Origin of the sequence: Cellulophaga baltica (genome assembly GCF_900102165.1) — a bacterium.
GTDB lineage: Bacteria > Bacteroidota > Bacteroidia > Flavobacteriales > Flavobacteriaceae > Cellulophaga > Cellulophaga baltica.
On record NZ_FNBD01000004.1, the window covers coordinates 285,278 to 304,815 of the forward strand.

General features: G+C 33.2%; 22 protein-coding genes. 3 read left to right on the forward strand and 19 right to left on the reverse strand.

Annotated elements, in window-relative coordinates; all coding sequences use genetic code 11:
- Window positions 1-58 precede the first annotated feature (58 nt).
- The 17 genes from BLQ19_RS09095 to BLQ19_RS09175 form a co-directional block, all read right to left on the reverse strand.
- The gene (locus BLQ19_RS09095) at window positions 59-793 is read right to left on the reverse strand and encodes a metal ABC transporter ATP-binding protein (protein ID WP_013552708.1); all 735 of its coding nucleotides are present in this window, start codon (window positions 791-793) and stop codon (window positions 59-61) included.
- Between the two features lie 96 nt (window positions 794-889).
- A complete protein-coding gene (locus BLQ19_RS09100; protein ID WP_074538126.1) occupies window positions 890-1,801 on the reverse strand; it encodes a metal ABC transporter solute-binding protein, Zn/Mn family in 912 nt (303 codons plus the stop codon).
- A gap of 1 nt (window position 1,802) precedes the next feature.
- On the reverse strand, window positions 1,803-2,477 hold the full coding sequence (locus BLQ19_RS09105) for a metal-dependent transcriptional regulator (RefSeq protein ID WP_074538127.1): 675 nt from the start codon (window positions 2,475-2,477) through the stop codon (window positions 1,803-1,805).
- 205 nt (window positions 2,478-2,682) lie between these two features.
- Window positions 2,683-3,099, reverse strand: coding sequence for a DUF3592 domain-containing protein (locus BLQ19_RS09110; protein ID WP_074538128.1), 417 nt, complete (start codon window positions 3,097-3,099; stop codon window positions 2,683-2,685).
- Between the two features lie 666 nt (window positions 3,100-3,765).
- Window positions 3,766-4,425 carry a hypothetical protein gene (locus BLQ19_RS09115; protein WP_254788318.1) on the reverse strand — a complete coding sequence of 220 codons (660 nt, stop codon included), beginning with the start codon at window positions 4,423-4,425 and terminating at the stop codon, window positions 3,766-3,768.
- A 461-nt stretch (window positions 4,426-4,886) separates the two neighbouring features.
- On the reverse strand, window positions 4,887-5,537 hold the full coding sequence (locus BLQ19_RS21410; protein ID WP_074538129.1) for a hypothetical protein: 651 nt from the start codon (window positions 5,535-5,537) through the stop codon (window positions 4,887-4,889).
- 1 nt (window position 5,538) lies between these two features.
- A complete protein-coding gene (locus BLQ19_RS09125) occupies window positions 5,539-6,300 on the reverse strand; it encodes a hypothetical protein (protein ID WP_074538130.1) in 762 nt (253 codons plus the stop codon).
- Between the two features lie 61 nt (window positions 6,301-6,361).
- Window positions 6,362-6,778 (reverse strand): hypothetical protein, encoded by a 417-nt coding sequence (locus BLQ19_RS09130; RefSeq protein WP_074538131.1) that lies wholly within the window; start codon window positions 6,776-6,778, stop codon window positions 6,362-6,364.
- Window positions 6,779-6,863: 85 nt separating this feature from the next.
- Window positions 6,864-7,124 (reverse strand): hypothetical protein, encoded by a 261-nt coding sequence (locus tag BLQ19_RS09135; protein WP_074538132.1) that lies wholly within the window; start codon window positions 7,122-7,124, stop codon window positions 6,864-6,866.
- Window positions 7,125-7,396: 272 nt separating this feature from the next.
- Window positions 7,397-8,065 (reverse strand): SH3 domain-containing protein, encoded by a 669-nt coding sequence (locus BLQ19_RS09140; protein WP_083332222.1) that lies wholly within the window; start codon window positions 8,063-8,065, stop codon window positions 7,397-7,399.
- On the reverse strand, window positions 8,043-8,321 hold the full coding sequence (locus BLQ19_RS09145; protein WP_139150231.1) for a hypothetical protein: 279 nt from the start codon (window positions 8,319-8,321) through the stop codon (window positions 8,043-8,045). Before BLQ19_RS09145 ends, BLQ19_RS09140 begins: the two co-directional genes overlap by 23 nt.
- A 174-nt stretch (window positions 8,322-8,495) precedes the next feature.
- Entirely contained in the window at window positions 8,496-8,837 is a 342-nt protein-coding gene (locus BLQ19_RS21560; protein ID WP_254788320.1) for a hypothetical protein, read from the reverse strand.
- Window positions 8,838-9,170: 333 nt separating this feature from the next.
- Complete coding sequence (locus tag BLQ19_RS09155) at window positions 9,171-10,049, reverse strand: SH3 domain-containing protein (RefSeq protein WP_074538135.1); 879 nt, start codon at window positions 10,047-10,049, stop codon at window positions 9,171-9,173.
- A gap of 4 nt (window positions 10,050-10,053) precedes the next feature.
- Window positions 10,054-12,954, reverse strand: coding sequence for a L,D-transpeptidase (locus tag BLQ19_RS09160; protein ID WP_074538136.1), 2,901 nt, complete (start codon window positions 12,952-12,954; stop codon window positions 10,054-10,056).
- Window positions 12,955-12,956: 2 nt separating this feature from the next.
- Window positions 12,957-13,421, reverse strand: a complete 465-nt coding sequence (locus tag BLQ19_RS21850) for a PAAR domain-containing protein (RefSeq protein WP_074538137.1) — start codon at window positions 13,419-13,421, stop codon at window positions 12,957-12,959.
- Window positions 13,422-13,433: 12 nt separating this feature from the next.
- Entirely contained in the window at window positions 13,434-15,266 is a 1,833-nt protein-coding gene (locus BLQ19_RS09170) for a type VI secretion system Vgr family protein (RefSeq protein WP_074538138.1), read from the reverse strand.
- A gap of 276 nt (window positions 15,267-15,542) precedes the next feature.
- Complete coding sequence (locus BLQ19_RS09175; protein WP_074538139.1) at window positions 15,543-16,133, reverse strand: DUF4494 domain-containing protein; 591 nt, start codon at window positions 16,131-16,133, stop codon at window positions 15,543-15,545.
- A gap of 223 nt (window positions 16,134-16,356) precedes the next feature.
- Here BLQ19_RS09175 and BLQ19_RS09180 point away from each other — a divergent pair, with 223 nt between their 5' ends.
- The 3 genes from BLQ19_RS09180 (at window position 16,357) to BLQ19_RS09190 (ending at window position 18,190) form a co-directional block, all read left to right on the forward strand.
- Window positions 16,357-16,938, forward strand: coding sequence for a DUF6515 family protein (locus BLQ19_RS09180; RefSeq protein ID WP_074538140.1), 582 nt, complete (start codon window positions 16,357-16,359; stop codon window positions 16,936-16,938).
- Between the two features lie 120 nt (window positions 16,939-17,058).
- Complete coding sequence (locus BLQ19_RS09185) at window positions 17,059-17,691, forward strand: TetR/AcrR family transcriptional regulator (RefSeq protein ID WP_074538141.1); 633 nt, start codon at window positions 17,059-17,061, stop codon at window positions 17,689-17,691.
- Window positions 17,692-17,704: 13 nt separating this feature from the next.
- The gene (locus BLQ19_RS09190) at window positions 17,705-18,190 is read left to right on the forward strand and encodes an Mpo1 family 2-hydroxy fatty acid dioxygenase (RefSeq protein ID WP_025615402.1); all 486 of its coding nucleotides are present in this window, start codon (window positions 17,705-17,707) and stop codon (window positions 18,188-18,190) included.
- Here BLQ19_RS09190 and BLQ19_RS09195 read toward each other — a convergent pair.
- Together BLQ19_RS09195 and BLQ19_RS09200 are read right to left on the reverse strand one after the other, a co-directional pair.
- Window positions 18,187-18,453, reverse strand: a complete 267-nt coding sequence (locus tag BLQ19_RS09195) for a protealysin inhibitor emfourin (RefSeq protein ID WP_074538142.1) — start codon at window positions 18,451-18,453, stop codon at window positions 18,187-18,189. The two genes, BLQ19_RS09190 and BLQ19_RS09195, sit on opposite strands and share 4 nt — an antisense overlap.
- Complete coding sequence (locus tag BLQ19_RS09200; protein ID WP_025615400.1) at window positions 18,450-19,469, reverse strand: M4 family metallopeptidase; 1,020 nt, start codon at window positions 19,467-19,469, stop codon at window positions 18,450-18,452. The genes BLQ19_RS09195 and BLQ19_RS09200 overlap by 4 nt, the downstream gene beginning before the upstream one ends.
- Window positions 19,470-19,538 lie beyond the last annotated feature (69 nt).

The window sequence follows — 19,538 nt, forward strand, 5'->3', positions numbered from 1 at the left end:
TGTAAGCCGGTAATCGTCTTAGACAGTTCTACTAATGTTTCTCTTCAACCTCTAATCGCTATTCTTGCACACTAACTTTAAAATTAATCCCGTAGGTTTTGGTTAAATTATCATCATTAAAAATATCTTTTACCGGGCCTGTGGCAATTTTCTTTACGTTTAAAAAGGTTACCCAATCAAAATATTCGGGTACGGTTTGCAAATCGTGATGCACTACAATGACTGTTTTATTGGCTTTACGTAATTCCTTTAGGATATTGATAATGGCAATTTCCGTAGTAGCATCTACCCCTTGAAAGGGTTCATCCATGAAATAGATAGCTGCATCTTGTACTAAAGCGCGTGCTAAAAAGATACGTTGTTGTTGCCCACCAGAAAGCTGATTAATTTGTCGGCTTTGAAAGGCGAGCATGCCTACTTTTTCTAAGGCCTCTAAGGCCGATTTCTTTTCTTTTTGTCCTGGACGCTTTATCCACCCTAGGCTACCATAGGTACCCATCATAACCACATCTAATGCCGTGGTAGGAAAATCCCAATCCACACTCCCTTTTTGTGGTACATAGGCAACTAAAGAGCGTTGCTTGTTATAAGGTTTACCATAAATGGTAACGCTACCTGCTAAAGGTTTTAAGATTCCCAAAATAGATTTTATTAAGGTAGATTTACCTGCGCCGTTGGGGCCAACGATGGCCATAAGTACTCCTTCGGGGATTTCTAAATCGATATCCCAAAGTACAGGTTTGTAGTTATACGCTACGGTTAAATCATCTACTTTTACGGCTATATTTGTCATTTTAATAGGTGTTTAGCCCTGATAGTAGCGGCATACTTTTTTGATTTTTCATCAAAAAAGATACAGCGGATAGCAGGAAATAGCTTCTAGATTCCATTATTTTAAAGCGTTTACGATGGTATTGACATTGTATTCAAACATACCAATATAAGTGCCTTCTGCCGTACCCGGATTCCCTAAGGCATCTGAATAGAGCGAGCCACCAATTTCTACCTCATATTTCTTAGCATTTACAGCAGCTTTTACCGCTTCAATAGTACGCTTAGGCACGGAACTTTCTATAAAGATAGCTTTTACTTTTCGCTCAATGATAAAATCTGACAGTTTTTGAACGTCTTGAACGCCTGCCTCAGTAGCCGTAGATAGTCCTTGTAGCCCTACCACCTCAAAGCCAAAAGACTTTCCGAAATAGTTAAACGCATCATGAGCTGTAACCAATACACGTTTGTCTTCTGGTAGGGTTTGGATAATCTTATTCAGTTTTGTTTTCAGGGTTTCTAGCTTATTTAAATACGCTTCACCATTAGTTTTAAAAACAGCCTGATGCTCTGGAAGCGCTTCTGATAATTGCAGTACAACAAATTTGGTAGCTTCTTTCCAGTAGTCTACATTAAACCAAATATGTGGGTCATAATTAGAAGCAAAAAACTCTGAACCTATTAAAGTACGTTCATCTAAGGCATCTGAGAGTGCAATGGATTTTTTATTCTGGTGCGCCATTTTCTCAAAAACTTCTACCAGCTTTCCCTCTAAATGTAAGCCATTATAAAAAATGATATCTGCTTCTGATAGTTTAGAAACATCGCCTTCACTAGCCTTGTAGAGGTGCGGATCTACGCCGCTGCCCATTAGGCCTTGGAGGTTAATATAATCTCCGCCAATATTTTTCACCAAATCTGTGATCATAGAAGTGGTAGTAACGACATTTATTTTTCCGTTATCTTTCTTATCTGATTTACAACTAATAATAGCAAGGGTACAAAGCGTAATTATAAGGTATTTTTTCATTTTAGTGTTGGACATTTTTTGATTCGTTTTCATTCACATAAATTATGGTTGAAAAATCTTCGTTTAGTAGTATAGTATTGTTATTTACAACAATCTGAGTCATTTTATTTTTAATAAACTGTTTGGAAACGGTAATGGTATTGCCATATTTTAAACCATGTTGTGCACAGAAATCAAAAAACTCTTTATCATCGCTCATTAAGCGTGAGATGATATAGGTTTTACCTTCATTAGCTTTAGAAAGGGTAAAGGAAGTATCTGTAGTGGTTATGATACCGTTTTTATCAGGTATTGGGTCTCCATGGGGGTCAAATTTAGGATTGCCTAAGTATTCACTAATTTTATTAGCCAGTAAATCTGAGGTCTGATGCTCTAATAATTCTGCTTCCCGGTGAATATCATGTAAAGACATATCAAACATTTTAAACAGAAGCGATTCCCAAAGGCGGTGCTTCCGAATTACGTTTAAAGCCATTTGATTTCCTTTAACGGTGAGCTTTAACTCTTGATATTTTTCATAATGTAGCAAGTCTTTAACGGCTAGTTTTTTTGCCATATCTGTGGCTGCAGCATTAGAAATGCCCAATTCTTTAGCGATGATCCCCGGTTTGGTATCGTTGGTACGCTTGGCATTTTTGTAAACCGCTTTTACAAAATTCTCTACTGCTACAGACATAAATGAATTGCTTTAAACTATTTTTAAGTATACTTAAAAATTTATCAAATGTAGCTAAAATTAATAGTTCTGCAAGTTAAAAATATAACTTTAAGAAAGCTTTATGTGTTAAGGAGTAGGAGGTTAGTAGTGGAAGTTGATTGCAGCTAAAAAAAATAGAGCGCCGTTAGGCGCTCTATTATCTATTTGATGATGTGCTTATTCTTTATGCTGAGATGGACTTTTTTCTCATTTTTAGTATTCTTGCGGTACTAAGAATTATACCTAGCGCAATTAAGATATACATGCCATAGGTATTAAAGAAGGATATGTTTTTTGATCTGGCCACCTGTGGGGTTTCTGGATCGTAATAAATCATAATGATATCACCAGTAGATTTTACGGCGCCATAGATAGGGATGGCTAATATTTCTACTCTGGTCTGGATGGCTTCTTCTTTTTTTGTGGTAAAGGTCACATCTGCAAAAGCGTTTGTTCTACCTCTGCGCCCAATACTTTTATGAGTTTCTGTTATGGTAGCTTCGGCCTCTATCCATGTAGGATCTATTTCTTGGGCTGCCAAGGGGAGTAGACCGCCTAGAAGAGCAAGTGTAAAGAAAATTAATTTTAGAGTAAATGTCATATTGATTGTTGGATTAATTACAGGAAAGTGCTAGTGCTCTAATTTCTTAAATACTCATGTTTTGAATCGCTACCATGGTAGGATACTGTTTTATCATTTATTGTAGTATACAAGAGTAAGGTTCATTTGATTTTCATCAGAAACAACTCCATTATTAGCCTTAGTACAACTAGAAACAAATTCGGTTTATTGTATATCTGACCATCTATTGGATTTTGATTCATCACATGAATAGTTGCATAGTGCTATTAGTGACAATAGTAATACTGTCTTGATTTTAGGCTTAACTATTTTCATTTATGGTTGATTTATTGTCAGCCTAAATATAGTGTAAATTCTATTGTTCTTTATTCTTTAGGTTTAAGTCGATTTAATTTGAACTAAGCATTCTAATTTGTAGTGCACGTAAGGAATAAAATGTATAGTGTAAGAAGTTACTCTAGCGCTTTAAATTTACCGGGGCACAACTTCTTTCCATTCCCCATGTAACGCAATATTTTCAGGTGATTGCCATAATTGATGTGTAACATCTCCATTTTGGTTCGTTGAAATAATATCTTTCCAATGTTTGTCTCGCTCTATTTGCCATTTCAACTTAAATTCATCCGTAGGAATAAAGGTTCTAAAAAGTGGAGGAGGAAAACCTTCTTCTTTCCTGCGTTTATACTATTTTTTACGGTAATCATCAAAGGCATCTCCGTTGGGTAAAGGTCTGTTCTTGTCCATATACCAAACTATAAACGATAAATTAGTATCAAGATTACCTCCAACGTGAAGCATATATTTAGAACCTATAATTCTATCTGGACGTTTTACATATAACATATCGGCGGTTGGTGAGCCAAAAGCTCCGCCTGCATGTAACATCCGAATACTTTCAAATTTCATTGTAATTGGACGATTCCATAAAAAACCAGGAAATGTTATTAAACTATTATATCTATCAAAAATCACCTGTTTTAAAGGCATTGTAAAATAATAAATAGTAAAGAAAATTACGGAAGAGGTACATATAATAAGAATAATAGTATTAGAAATACTCCATATATCAGAAAAGTATAAAATGGATAAAAAGTATAAAGCTATAAACAAGGTTATTCCTCCAAAAATTAATGGAAAAATATGTTGAGGATCCTTACTAACAATATATGAATTATTTAAAAAAATAATATCTTCTTTTTCACCTACATATTTGTCTTTATAATCTATAGGCTTCTCAGTTATTTTAAAGGGCATATAACCTGCCCAATAGTCATTTCTTTTTCTATTAGAAGGATATGATACATGCGTAATGTCTCTTTTTAAACTTGAGTTTAGTTTTGCCATGTTTTATATTTACGTAGTTCGGTTAAGGGAAGATTTTTTACTTTTTTACTTTCACTAGTATTAATAAAGGTAAGTCCTTGAGATTTTGGCGTAATTTTTATGCCCATATAACGATTATTGTTTCCGCCTTTTGCCTATGGAAAGAAAAGCTTTTTGTTCGAATCAATAGTAAGTTAAGCAGCATATATAAGTTCTGTTTTTGTATGAATTTAAGCGTTTTAAATTACGTTATTTTTTTCACTTCTGCTTTTCGTTACTACATGTCCCCTTGAGAGGACGGCCGATAGGCTGGGGTGTTTTACGGCTGTTGCTTAGAATTAGATATTAAATTTTACTGCAACTATTTTACATCCCCCGCCCTCTGTGCACCCCCTTCAAAGGGGGAATTGTTGGCGTTGAAAATGTGTTCTTTTTTAGTTATAAGTGGTTTTGTTTCTTATACTATATGTGCTAAAAGTAGACTACCAACCACCAATTTTCTCACGGTCTTCTTGTTGTTCTGGTGTCGCTTCTGGGGTAGGTATATTACTAGGGTAGAGTGGACGTGGGAAACCTTCTGCTTTCCGTCTTTCAAAATCTTGTAACCTATATTCATCAAAGGCGTCTCCTGGAGGTAAAGGGCGGTTTTTATCCATATACCAGGTAATAAAGCTCCAATCTTTAACGAAAGTATCATCTGTAATCTCATTAGTAAAAAGGTAAATTAGATAATGTTGCTCATCTTCTCTTTTTTGATAAACCCTTTTTAATTTAAAATCAATTTTTATTGACTCAAAATTATAAATTGCTGTTTGTCTCTTATAAATATTACTAGGGAAAGTAATTTTATTTTCTAACCGATCTATCGAATAATCAATAACTCCTTTTCTTCGTCTCTTTATTTCAAGTTTAATGATAAAAACTAAACAAACGACACACCAAATTAAGCCAATATAGACTAAGGGTTCTGCTTCTACTAAACCACGATAAACAAAATATAGGCCGCCTAAAAGCATAAGAAGATTGAACCACATCATTCCTAAATCAAGTTCTTTAGTTATTTTTAAATGATTTAGATCGTTGGCTTCGGCAAAAAAATTACTTTTATTTTCATTTATTAACTTTTCGTTCATATTACCAACCCCCAATTTTTTCACGTTCTTTTTGCTGCTCTATGGTAGCTTCTGGGGTAGATATATTGCTAGGGTAGAGTGGACGTGGGAAACCTTCTGTTTTACGTCTTTCAAAATCTTGTAAACTATACTCATCAAAGGCATCTCCAGGGGGTAAAGGCCTGTTTTTATCCAAGTACCAAGTAATTAGTGAAATATCTTCATAACAAGATTGGGCTCCTATCATAAAATCTTCAAAAGTATAGCCTTTGGTCGGCCTTATGACCTGTAGCATAAATGCTCCTGTAGCATCCTCGCCACCAGTACTGTAGCAAAATGTTGCATTCTTAAACGGCATAGTAATGTTTTTTTGCCAAAGTAAGCCCGTAAAGGTAATTAAACCATCTTCACGGTTGAGAATTTGTTCTTTTTTGGGCATAGTAAAAAAGTACACCGTAAAAAAAACAAAGGCAATGCAAGAAATAGAAAAAATAATAATTGGCATAAAGGTCCATTCTTCATCTGTAGGGATTAAGAACATAATAATCATAGCTAAAGCGACACCTCCAACTATATAAGGTAAGTAATTGGAAAATGTAGGAAGAGTTATATATTTATCATTAGCATAAATTCTTTTATCATTTTCTAGTAATTCTTTGCTTATCCGAAAAAAATCTTTCTCAGTAATCACTTTGTTCACCCCATGTGCATATTGCTGTAAACCAGTTTCTCCTTTGCCATAATCTGTATGGGTGATTTTTCTTTTATAATCTTCTACTTCCATCTGTTATTACTGGTTTATTTCTCACCAAAACTACTAAACAAAGTAAATAGATTTACGTTCACTACCATCCCCCAATTTCTTCGCGTTCTTTTTGCTGCTCTATGGTAGCTTCTGGAGTAGGAATATTGCTTTGGTACAAGGGTTTGGGAAAGCCTTCTGCTTTTCTACGCTCAAAATCTTGAAACCTATATTCATCAAAGGCATCTCCTGGGGGTAAAGGCCTGTTTTTATCCATGTACCAAGTAATTAGTGAAATATCTTCATAACAAGATTGGGCTCCTATCATAAAATCTTCAAAAGTATAGCCTTTGGTCGGCCTTATGACTTGTAGCATAAAGGCTCCTGTTGCATCTTCGCCACCTGTGCTGTAACAGAATACTGCGTTCTTAAACGGCATCGTAATGTTTTTTTGCCAAAGTAAGCCCGTAAAAGTGATTAGACCATCTTCGCGGTTAAGGATTTTTTCTTTTTTGGGCATCGTAAAAAAATAGATAGTAAAAAAAACGAAAGCAATGCAGGAGATGGAAAAGAAGAGGAAATAAATAAATGTCCATTCTTCGTCATTATGTATTAAAAATATAAATATAGTAACTAAAGCTACCCCCCCCCGCAATGTAAGGTAAGCTATTTGAAAAGGTAGGTATTGTTAAATATTTATCATTTGCATCGGTTTTCTTTTCATTTTCTAGTAGTTCTTTGCTTATCCGAAAAAAATCTTTCTCAGTAATCACTTTGTTCACCCCATGTGCATATTGCTGTAAACCAGTTTCTCCTTTGCCATAATCTGTATGGGTTATTTTTCTTTTATAATCTTCTACTTCCATGTTTTTGGTTCTTTTAATTCTGACATTGTCCCTGTCTTAAAAGTAACATTTTGATTCGTAATACCCTTAGAATTGTTATTCTCTTGTAATTGTACCAAGGCAGCTAGCTTGCGTTCATCGTTAGTGCGAGTGTCACGCTCGTAACAACCGAGAGAGTAAGATACAAAAGAGTGAAAGAAATGAGTAATGAAATATTATACTCAAAGCAGTGACGGCACAAGCGAGACGCTTGTGTTAGGGAGAAGTTTAGGGTTTTTATAAATTGCAAATATTTATTTATCACACTTGTATAGGATAACTGGGTTTTGATTACTGATTAATGCTTCTGAATATTGTCTTTCTCCATTTATCTTATTATAATAACCTAACCAATTTAATTTAATCTTAAAATTGTCTTTTCTCTCTAAGGTTACTACTGTACTATCATTTATATATGCTTCTGAAAAAACATCCTCACCAACAGGCCCCGTTATACTTTTTAATCTATAGCTAATAATATTGTCATTACTATTTACTTTGGATAAATGAATATAATACTGATTTGGCTCAACACAAATAATCAATTCTTCATTCTTCATTATTTCGATACCAATTGGATTTTCACATTCTGAATTAGCATTCCATTTCCCTGAAATTGACTCGTTTCCGTTTTTGTACCTAATCCTTGAATTATGTACATAACCTAATTTTCCTTCTTTTGTTTCTACCAAAAACCATTTGTCCGTATTGTCTATGATATCAATTTCTTCACTAGTATTTATCGTTGTTATTATTTTAGAATCCGTGTTTTTTTCTCTTCTTAAATTTGTGTATCCATCAGAATCATATATAAAACTTTTTTTTATTTTTCTGTTTAATTTTTCATTAATTAAATTGTAGATATTTTTATCTTGTCTAAAGAAAATAACAACATTTTCATCAATTTTTTTTATTGTTGTTATTTAAAAATTTTAAAAGTTCCTCCGTATCATAAATGATTGCATTTTTATATATCTCAATGTAAAGTTCGGCATCTGCGCCATCGGTAACATTTTTTAGAGAATCTAGACTCTTATATGTTTTTTCATTTGTAGAGTTATTTTCAATTTCATTTTGAATTAAATTTAACTTCTCAAAGTTTGATATTGTTTTACTCACTTGTGAATTGCACGATATTAAATTAATCAGTGAGATTATCAGTATAATGATTTGTTTCATTTCTATATGCTTTTTTATGTGTTATTCCTTTTACCAAAATAGTTTGGTCATCAGGATTAGTTAAAATCTTTATATAGTCATCGGGAGTGTAATACTTTCTACTCGTGCCACATCTATAATCACAGAACCTGGCGCGCTTTTGTAAAGCGTGACTAATTGTTTTTCTATTTCAAATTACCCTAGAGGATGTACTTTAACCGAAGGGATTTCTAGATTGTCCTCTTCATAGATTGCATAGCTACTGTTTTTCCAATCTCTTTCATGATAAACTAATTCTGAAGCCAAAGGATTATAATGTACATAATTTATACGTTGTTCTATTTTTTTGCTAGTATCTAAAATTACGGGATGATACCCATCTTTCCAAACCTTATAACTAACACCTTTCTTTACACGCTTTGCTGCATAATTAAATTTAACTAAAAGCCATGCCCTTCTACTTTCAGGAAGTTCTTTTATTGCTTTTTTAAATTCCTTAGAGGTGTGTTTTTTTAAATCGCGAATAATGTCCTGCAACCCGTTTTCCTAAGAACTAATAATAAGATGTATATGACTACTCATATATACGTACGCATTTACGGTTAATCCTTTGTCTGTAATACAATAATTTAGAGAATCATCTAATATTTTAAAATAGGTTGGTCGAATAAATAAATCTACCCAATCAATTATTGTTTTTGTCACAAATGTTGGAACGGTACTATCTATGACTTTATATCTCTGAGATATTTTTTAAAGATTGTAAATTGTATTGCAAATACTAAAGAAAATTAGACACACTTTACAGAAGTGCGCCAGGGTAGCGGATATGTCGCGCGAGGGGGTTACGCGCTATCGGATTATAATAAATCAAAAACCTAAATAAACATATTTTTTCAATAATTCTCCTTTATCTAAAACAAATAGCACGTTATAGTTTTCGGAAGCATTATTATCTGCTCCTGTCATTGAAATAATTATTTGTTTATTACTTTTTTTGTAAACAATGACTTTCTCAAAACTAGGGTCTAATAAATTATAGAATTCTTTTGATGATATATTAAAGACTTCTTTATAAAGCGTAATAACAATACTTTGTATTATATATTTAGGATTTGCATATCCACCATATACACCGTCTCCTTCTTTTGTTTTTACAGATAGATTACCTCCATCATTAACAACATTATAATCATCTAAATTAAATTCATTTTTAGATATTTCTATTTTAATATCCTCTTCGGAAAAAAGAATTGTATTGTCACTTTTTTCTTGTTGATTTAATCTAGGGTAAATTAATTCTTTAATCAAAAAAGGTGTCTTTTTATTTAAAGAATTAATATTAACAATAGTGTCTTTGTCATACGAAGAGTCTGATGGGTCAATACTATTTATAGTAGCACAAATCTGCTTATTATTATTAGCATTATTTATTCTGCTTTTGTGCACATAACCCTTTAATCCCTTTAATGTTTTTACAGAATACCAATTGCTATTAGATATTGTATAAAAAAAATATTCATTTTTAGAAATAGTACCAACGACAAGAGATTCAGAGTCTGGTTTTAATCTAACGTTAGTATATCCATCTGGATCATTAATTAAACCTATTTTAGTAGTATATTCTTCATTATTAGGAGAATAGTATTTTGTGTCTTCAACATGTACTACATTATTTACTTTGCTTACTTCTTTATCTTTACATGAAAAAAAAGCAAGGAATATATATATAAATACCATTCTTGTCATAACATTATTGATTAGCGGATCTAGCTCCTCTTGATTTGTCTTTTATATCTCTCTTTAAATCATAAAATTTATAAACATCATTAATATCTCCATCATGGTCTTCTATATAACAATAGATTTTTTTTCCTTGACTTTTTAAATCAGAATATAATTCTCCTAATTTTTTCATTTCATTATTATAAACTCTTATGCATCCATGTGTACCCATTAATTTACCTATATCTTCTAGTGATTTTTTATAATACCCAGAAGTGTGACCACAATGAATAGCTATACCAGCTCTTCCATTACTAGTAGCTTTTTTAAATTCACCTTCTAAACCTATCAAATCTATTAAACCATAATTACCATAACTGTATTCTCCTTTATGTCTTATTGAGTCATAGGAAGTGCTGGCTTTTCCTGTTGGAGTATCACCATTACCACCACCTGTAAATCTATCACTGCTAGATCCTCTACATAATGAATGTGTTTTAAATAATATGCCTGAACTATCGAATACCACCAAAGGGCCTTCTAAATCTCTACCTTTTGGAGTTATAACATTAATATAAACTTCATTTCCTGTAGCCTTATACTTATTATCAAATGTATGATTAACACCTCCGGTAATGAGTTTCATTTGTTCAATAAAAGCAATTGGATGAAAATGCCAAACATTTTTTTGTGAAGTTTTAAAGCTTCTAATGTTTTTTTTATCAGATTCTTTTTTTTCTTCATTCGTAAAATAATAATATATAAAAGCAGCAGGCAGTAATGTTAGTGTTGATAAATTTGAAAAAGTACTTTTAGTTTCTTGTTCTCCTTTTTCTACCTTATCCCAAAAACAGGTGTTTTTTACCCGTTTTTTTAATAAAGCTATATTTTCATCCTGTTTTTTTTCTAGATTTTTTTTCTTATCTCCTGTAGCTTGGTTTAATCCTATTTTATAATATTCTTTTATTTCTTTTTCAATTTCGGACTCAGTATAGCTCCATTCACTTTTATGTTTGCAAACTAATTTGCTAAACTGTGATAATACTTTTGTATTTTTTGCTCTATTCCATTCATTTTCATCGATGATATTATCATTATTTTCATCAATAGTTTTCCATATTTTTTCTAAAAAAGGAGAGGTTTCAATGTTGTTTTTTACATCTTTAACACTATAACAATATTCATCACCAGCGTCCATAACTTCAAAACCAAATTCTTCCCAATCAAATGCTGATATTTTTGTTATTTTTGGGTCATCAGTTTTAATCCATCCTTCTTTTTTATTATATGTTATTTTATAATATTGTTTTTCACCATCTTTATGTTTAGGTATACTAGCACTATTAATTCTCAAGATTTCTTTCGTGATAATAGTATCACTTTCAGTACTAGGTTTTGAGATATAATACTCTGTTATATCTTCAGTTAAAGTAAACTCATCATTTTTTACAGGTTTTATTAATGTACTTTCTGCCATTTGTTTTTGTATAGCAGTATTATTTTTTACCCAAAAAGTTTTATCATAATGTTCAGGCTGATATTCAGCTTCTCGTTTTTCTGTGTTTTTATAAATGATATAATTTTTACTATATAATGGGGAGTCTGCTTTTAAATATTTACCGAATAATGCTTTTAAAATTTCATAACATTTAATTTCTGTTTCAACTCCATCTATAGTTTCCGTATAATCATCTTTAATGGTATAGTGGCCTTTTGTCTTATATTCATCATTGAGGTGTTTGTAAAAGACTTCAGCGCTTGGTTTAATTATTTGTATCTTACAATAATTGTCATCAATTTCTAAAATTTTTACTGGAGTGTGTTTTTTTATGGAAACACTAATTTTTAAATTTAATTGTAGTTCAGCTCCTTTATCAATTTTTAAGAATTTTTTATTCTCTTCTTTCTCTGAATCTTTTCCACCTTTTAAAAAATCTTTTGGATCTTCAAAACTAAAAACCTCAACATGTGCCGCTCTGTATTGTGAAATGCTAGGCGAATCAAACAAGCCTGTATGACCTATAATTGTTCCCGCTTTAAGCAATCCATCTGATTTTACTACCTTATCAAAAAAAAGGTTTTCTTCATCAATTTTTTTTGTTTTTGTTAGATTATCGTCATTTTTAATAAATCCTTCTTCATCTTCTAACTTTAACCATTTATTAGTACTCTTTTTTTTATCTATTTTGATTTTTGTGCTTTTCTCTATGATTCTTAATTGTTCAGAGGTGTCTTTTGCTTCTTCATAAACAATAACTCCCTTCTTAGGTGACTTGTCTCCTTTATAATTAGCCTTACCATTTACTATAAGACCCTTAGAAACGTAAACATCACTATGCGTGGTTCCTTCATAATCTTTGCACTTAATCTTGTTATATTTTTTATTTGATTCTAATAGAATATCTTTTCCATTGTTTGTTAATACTTCAACTTTGGTTTTGTATTTTAAAAAAACAAGATTTGTTTTGTCTATTTCCTTCTTACTATTTAATTTGTAAACTTCTAATCCCTTGATAGCATCATTAGCCTGGTCTGATACTTTATAAGAAAATTCAGCGAGAACGTCTGGTATTTTTTTCTTGCTATAGTCATCTTTTTCGTAGTCTTTTTTACTCATTAAATGATTGTACAAACTATAAAAAGTAAACTCTAAACCCTCTTCGCTCTTATAATAGTGTTGCATTAATACAAAACCATTAGAATATTTAGGATTGTCTTTTCCCTTGCCTAAATCTTCATAGAAATATTTAGTTGGTATCCTGTATGCTATAACCCTACCATCAGCTATGCATTTTACATGTGAGTCACCTTCAATATGTATTCCTCCATGCCATGCATTAAATTTACCAATAGGGTATATACCAAATCTATTACTAGATTTTAGACTGTCTGTTAAAGATTTTATATTGTAAGGATATTCTATGTTCATAACTACATACTAAATGAAAAATCGTTTAAATACCCATTTTTATCTGCTTCTTCACGAAGCGCCTCTTGCTTAGCAATAGCCTCAGTTAGTTGCCCTCTAAGGTTTGAATTAATAGTAGGGAATGGTATTTTATGTAGGGGCATAATTGCGGTTGCAGAACTTGTACCTGTGCCAATTAGAACAGTAGGTTCTCCTGCTGTAATAGCTCCTCCGTGCGCAGTAGAATCTCCCATTGTAACAGCAGGTTTCCCCCCAATTAAAACAGTGCTTTGACCCATTACTATAGTATCCGGTGGCCCTGCACAGGTGCACAAATCGCCTAATACGGAGGCGGGTTTACCTCCAATTAAGACTGTCGGTACTCCGGGCCCAGATATTGGTCCTCCAACATGAGGTGGTGGTGGGGTCCCTGGGTTTAGCATTGGGCATACATGCATGCTTCCTACTGTTGCTGCTGGTCCTGGCATACTATTATTTTTTTAATTTATTTTTACGATTGCTCCAGAAACTTCTGTTAATGCGCTACCTGTTACTTTTGTTTGTGCTCCATTGAGTTCAACAGATACTTGCCCCTCAATTATAGTGTTAGTACTTGATATTGTGGTATCACTTGTAGCTTCAATTGCTATATTAGAATCGCTATTAATTGTCGTATCTAATGCAGATTGTAATGCTAATGTACTTTCGGATATAATACTTGTATCTCCTTCCGATGCTGTGTTGATATCTCCTTGAGCTTGAATCTCTATATTTTCTTCAGCTATCATTTTTATATTTTTTGCTTGAAATTCTATGTTTTCTGTAGCGGTTATATATAATGATTTGGCTTGGGTATCAAACGTAATTATGCTTCCTTCATGATCATAAATATTTATTTTTTCTTCACCGTCGGTATCATTTAATTCTATAGTATGCCCACTGCGAGTACGGATTGTTTTCAAGTTATTATCCGCATCCGCCATACCACTCTTTGCACTGCTATTAAAACCAGCACTCAACACATAGGGTTTTTCAGGGTTGTTACTTTCAAAACCTACGAGTACTTCTTCGTCCAGTTCTGGAATAAAGTAAAAGCCTTTACCGTTACCGCCATAAGGGGTATTCATTTTTATCCATGGGGTAGAGGTGCCCATTCTGCGTTGCCAACCAAACTGTACTTTTATACGTCCTAATCCGTCAGGGTCATTGTTATCTAAAACAACACCACGTTGTTCTTCTGCAGACGGTGTGGCAAATACCGCACTATAATGTGGGTGTTCTGTGCCTTCAGGTACCCCTTCAAAATGATTCTCATAGTTACCACTATGATCAAAACGGTGGGCTACTTTTGTAACCATATAGGATCCAAACGCATCTCTACGTGTTTTATCAGAAAAACTAACGCCTTCAATGGTTAAATTATCACCCACACGTAAACCAACAATTTCTGAAGATCCGTTGGCAATAATCATATTCGCTGCTTTAGATAAGGTATCTACTTTTGCTACATGGTCTAAACCTTGTTGTCCGCTATATTCATTCTGATTGTGGTTCCAAGAGTAGTTTTCTTTCTTAGCAAATAAACCCTCAGATTCTCTTTTTACATGTCCTGCATACATATGTCCGCTTTGTGCGCTGTAAGAAGAGGAAACCGATTCTAAGTCGCTATCATTTACCCAATCTTTAGACGTAAAGCCACTATTTTGGGATTGCAGAGTCGTAGAGAGTCCAAAGGTTTGAATATCCTGACCATATACGCCGCTAAATTGTTTATCTCCCGTACGGCCTACGCAAAAGGTTCTCCCATTATCATACATCCAAACGCCATAACGTGCACACATACGTTGTAAGAAAGAAAAATCTGATTCGTTGTATTGTACGGTATAAGGCAAACGGATGTTAGTTCCACTCCCAATTTCCATTTTTAATAAATCTGTGGAGTGTCCATTAAAGGTATCGCTCACTACTTGGCTAAAAGAAGACCCTTCTTCATAGCTAAAACATTGCACGGAGCGTGAGAGTAAAATACTAGCTCCTTGTCCAGAGACTACAATAGCGCCAGAAGCACCAATCCCTTTTTGTAAAGCTACAGAAGTAATAATCCCCACATATTCTAATTCGCCATCATTAACGCCTATAGATATTTTTTTACCCGAATAATTAATAGAATTATTCATGAGTGTACCGCCGTACCCTTCGGTAGCATTGGTTTGAAAAACCACACTAAAAGAGCTGTGGGTACCCATGGATTGTTCTATAGAAACCTTATAACCAGATTTAGGAAGAAAACGTTCTCCATCGATAATAAGCACTGGGGTAATCATTTTAGGCATGGCTGTCGTTATTTAAAGGAGGTTAAAATAGACACAATCCCTGAGGTGAACAAAAAATACCGCTGTATTTCGATGAATTACCGTATTGATTGTAGACTATCATCTCTAATTTTTTTGTTTTAAAAAATAGTGGTGGACCAAGAATACCAGAAAAACAGGGTTATTAGAGAAACTTTAATTTAAAAAAATGAACAGAAATAAAGGAACTAGAAAAAGCATAGAAACAAAAAAAGAGGGCTAGAAAGCCCTCTTTTTTTATTGCATTTTTAAAGAAATTTATTCTTCACCAGTTCTAGGTTCAAAATCTGTTTCTGTTTCAGAAGCTAAAACATCTGCCAATTCTAAATCATCATTAAGTTCTGCAACTACTGGCACAGAAGCCTTTACTTCATTGAATCTTTTAATACGTTCCATATCATCTTCTTCTCCGGAGAAATAAGGGAAGACATCCATAATAGGCGATTCTGTAATAGCAGGGATAGAATATTCTCCCATAGTACCTTTCATGACCGAAACCGTATTATCGTAGGCCTCTTTAACATCATTTGCTTGTATTAATAAATACATATTTGTTTTACGCTCTTTACCACTCTCTTCATCAAAAGCAATTAAAGAAACTTTTGATTTAAACCAACGGTCAGAATTCTCAAAAGGATGTATTTCAGAATAGTTCGCTACTTTAATATTGGTAATTTTTATATCATCACTATCACTAAGGTAAGCAGCCATTTCTTCTGTAATTCTGCTTTCTGCTTCGGTATACGAAATAGCATCTACCAAATAAGGTTCTGATGCTACTTTTTGCATTCCACTAGCTTCATCTAGCTTTCTATATTTTATTTTACACTCGTACCATGTTGCACTCATAATGTTATTGTTTTGGGGTGGCAAATATAGGGGTTCTCTTAGGTATGATTTCTATAAATGAAAGAATAGATATTCACAATTTTAAAATTGAAAAGGTATTGTATTTATTTTGAGGACATTGAGGGCAAATTCTGAAAAGTTAAATGCTAAAGTTTTCTAAATAGATTAAACCAACTGTGATGCATACGGTCAAAGATGTATAAACCCTAAAATAATAATCATTATGATAAATAATCGCAAAATATTCGCTTTGATAGGTATGGCCTTAATTGCCTTTTCATTTTCAGGAAATGCGCAAACTAGGAGTACAAAATCAAAATCTAAAACAGTGGTGGCAAAAACAAGTACAGTTTCTCGTGTGGTACCACGTAAGACTGTAGTATATAAGACGCCTAAAAAGAAGGTTACCACCTATAGATCAGTACCTACGAATGCTAAGGTAATAAAGCATAACAATCAAAACTATTACTATACTAACAATAAATATTATAGAAATTATAATGGTCGCTATATCGCTGTAGCTCCAAGAGCAGGAGTGCGCGTGACTAATTTGCCTACAGGATTTCGTCGTGTGAAATTCGGAACTAGAAATTACTATAATTATGATGGTGTTTTCTATATTCAAATTCAAAATGAATATGAAGTAGTGGCTCCAGAAGTTGGAACAATAGTTTATGAATTACCTGACGGTGCAGAAAGGGTAGAAATAGATGGAAGTATTCTTTATGAATATAATGATGTGTTGTATGAGAAAATACAATATGATGGAACTAGAGCTTATGAAGTGGTAGGAATGATAGAATAGGACCTATTCTGATATTTTAGATAAAAAGGGAGCATGGATAATGCTCCCTTTTTTGGTGTTTAGTAAAGACTTACTAAATAATTTCCTATATTAGTAAGCTTGTATTTTTTTAAGCAGCCTATGAAAGAAGAAATCAAAAAAGAGGCGGTAAAATTATTTAACACCTTTGGGATGTCTAATGTTTCTATGAAGCAAATAGCAGATAGCCTTTCTATTAGTGCAGGAAACCTTCAATATCATTATAAAACTAAGGCAGTTTTGTTGGCAAATATCTATGATGATATGTTTGAAGAAACAAAGAATAATATCCTTCCGGAAAATGCCTACATTACGTTATTTCATTTTGAAGAAATGATGCGAAATTTTGATCGTCTCCAAGAGCATTATAATTTCTTCTTTAATGATATTGTAAACATCAATAAAACATATCCTGAAATTGCAGAACACTATAAAGTGACGAATTTAAACCGATTTGAGGAAGGAAGAAAATTAATAGATTATTATATAGAAACAGGAAGAATGCTTCCAGAGTCTGAAACAATAGATTATGATAAAACAATGCATTTAATTTGGATGTCTAGTACCTTCTGGCAGTCACAAAAATTAGTCATTACAGCAACCACTTATGAGACTAATAAATGTGCGTCTATAGAAATGCTTTGGACCTTACTTTTACCGTACCTCACAGAAAAAGGTTTGGAAGAGTATCACCAAGTTAGAAAATTTGTAACATTACCTAAAACCAACAAATAAAGAGATGCCCCCTATGAGAAAAATAGATGCTTTATTGTCTGAGTATGGAGAGAGCCACCAGACAAAACTTAATATTACGATTCATTACATTTGTGTCCCTGCTATTTTTTTTAGTTTGATAGGCTTATTAGCAAGCATTCCGGTTTCAGAGGCTGTAATTTTAGCATTCCCTGAGTTTTTGCAATCGTATGTGCATTTTGGTACTTTGGTGATTTTACTAGGATTGGTTTATTATTTAAGCCTTTCTAAAACCCTTTTTGTAGGCATGTTGTTGTTTTCTATTCTTGTTTTATTAGGCATAGATGTTATAAAAGTAAGTACTAGCTTGGCTTTATGGATACCTATGTTGGTTATTTTTATAGTCGCTTGGATAGCACAGTTTATAGGCCATAACCATGAAGGGAAGAAGCCTTCCTTTTTAAAAGATTTACAATTCTTAATGATAGGTCCAGCTTGGACAATGAGTCATTTATTTGAGGGATTGAAAATTAAATATTAATCTTTTTGGATGATCTTAGCAATTAGATTTCTTACGGACTGGGGTATATTGGCATCATCAAATTTGGCCTCATAATTTTCGGACCCCTCTGCTACTTTTAAATGGTATTGATGCCCGTCTCTTAAGTTTTTATTTTCAGAACGGCCAGCAGCTGTAAGGATGTCTAGAAGCTCTTTTTCTTCCGTACTAGCTACGGTGATGGTGCCTGTATACCGCTTAGGAATTCCAGTAAATCCTCCAGAAATTAACAAAGAATACTTCATATTAAAGCTTTTTGTGGCAAACCAACACTACTAAAGCTATCTTCTAGAACTGCTATGGTCTTTTCAGAAATCTTTTCTTGGGCTATTAAGGTAGTAGATGTGGTGATCAAAACATCATATAGGTCGTTAAAAGTAGCGGTGCGCCATAGGAATTTTAAGGTTTCAAACCATAAAAGAGCAGCGTCATCAATACCTATTTCTAAACAGCATAGGTAAAAGGCCTTATTAGGAATGCCAGAATTGATATGCACTCCTTGGTTGTCTTCGGGTCCGGCATAATAGTTATCCATGTGATCTGGTTGTACATCAAAATCATTGGCGGTTCCAGGTTCTTTCATAGAGCGTAAGGCCACGCCAGGAAAAGATTCTGTAATAATCGTATCGCCTATCAGCCAATTTGCATCTTCTAAAGATTGGTCTAAATATTTCTGTTTTATAACGGTACCGAATACATCAGAAAAATGTTCGTTTAATGCTCCAGATTGTCCTTGGTATTCTAAATTTGCCATAAACTGGGTGATTCCATGGGTAAGCTCATGCGCTACAACATCAATAGCACTAGCAAATTCTTTAAAATCTTGTTGGTCACCATCGCCATACGTCATTTCATCACCATCCCAAAAAGCATTATTATAGTTCTCGCCATAGTGTACATTAGAAACTAAATTCATCCCTTCTCCATTAACGGAATTAAGGTTAAATGTAGTTTTAAAATAGTCTCGTACAAACCCAGATGTTTCGTACGCATTATTTATGGTTTCATCATCAGTAGCAGCATCTCCTTCGCTACGGCTCAAAGAAACACGTTGTTGAAACCTATTCTCACAGTCATAAATGAGCCTTTCTCCTTTCGCAATTCTTAGTTCTTGTTGCAACAAGCCATTTAAAAGTGTATTCCTTTTTTCTAAAATGCGGCGGGTATCATTCAAGGTTTTTTTACAACTCTTACTACCGCGCTTGGCTAAGGCAGCTAATATATGTTCTGGAACAATATGACAATGGTGTTTCGTACACATAAGTATCGATTTTAGGGAATTATAATTTCTAATATACGAGCATTTATACTATAAACAACAATAGATTAT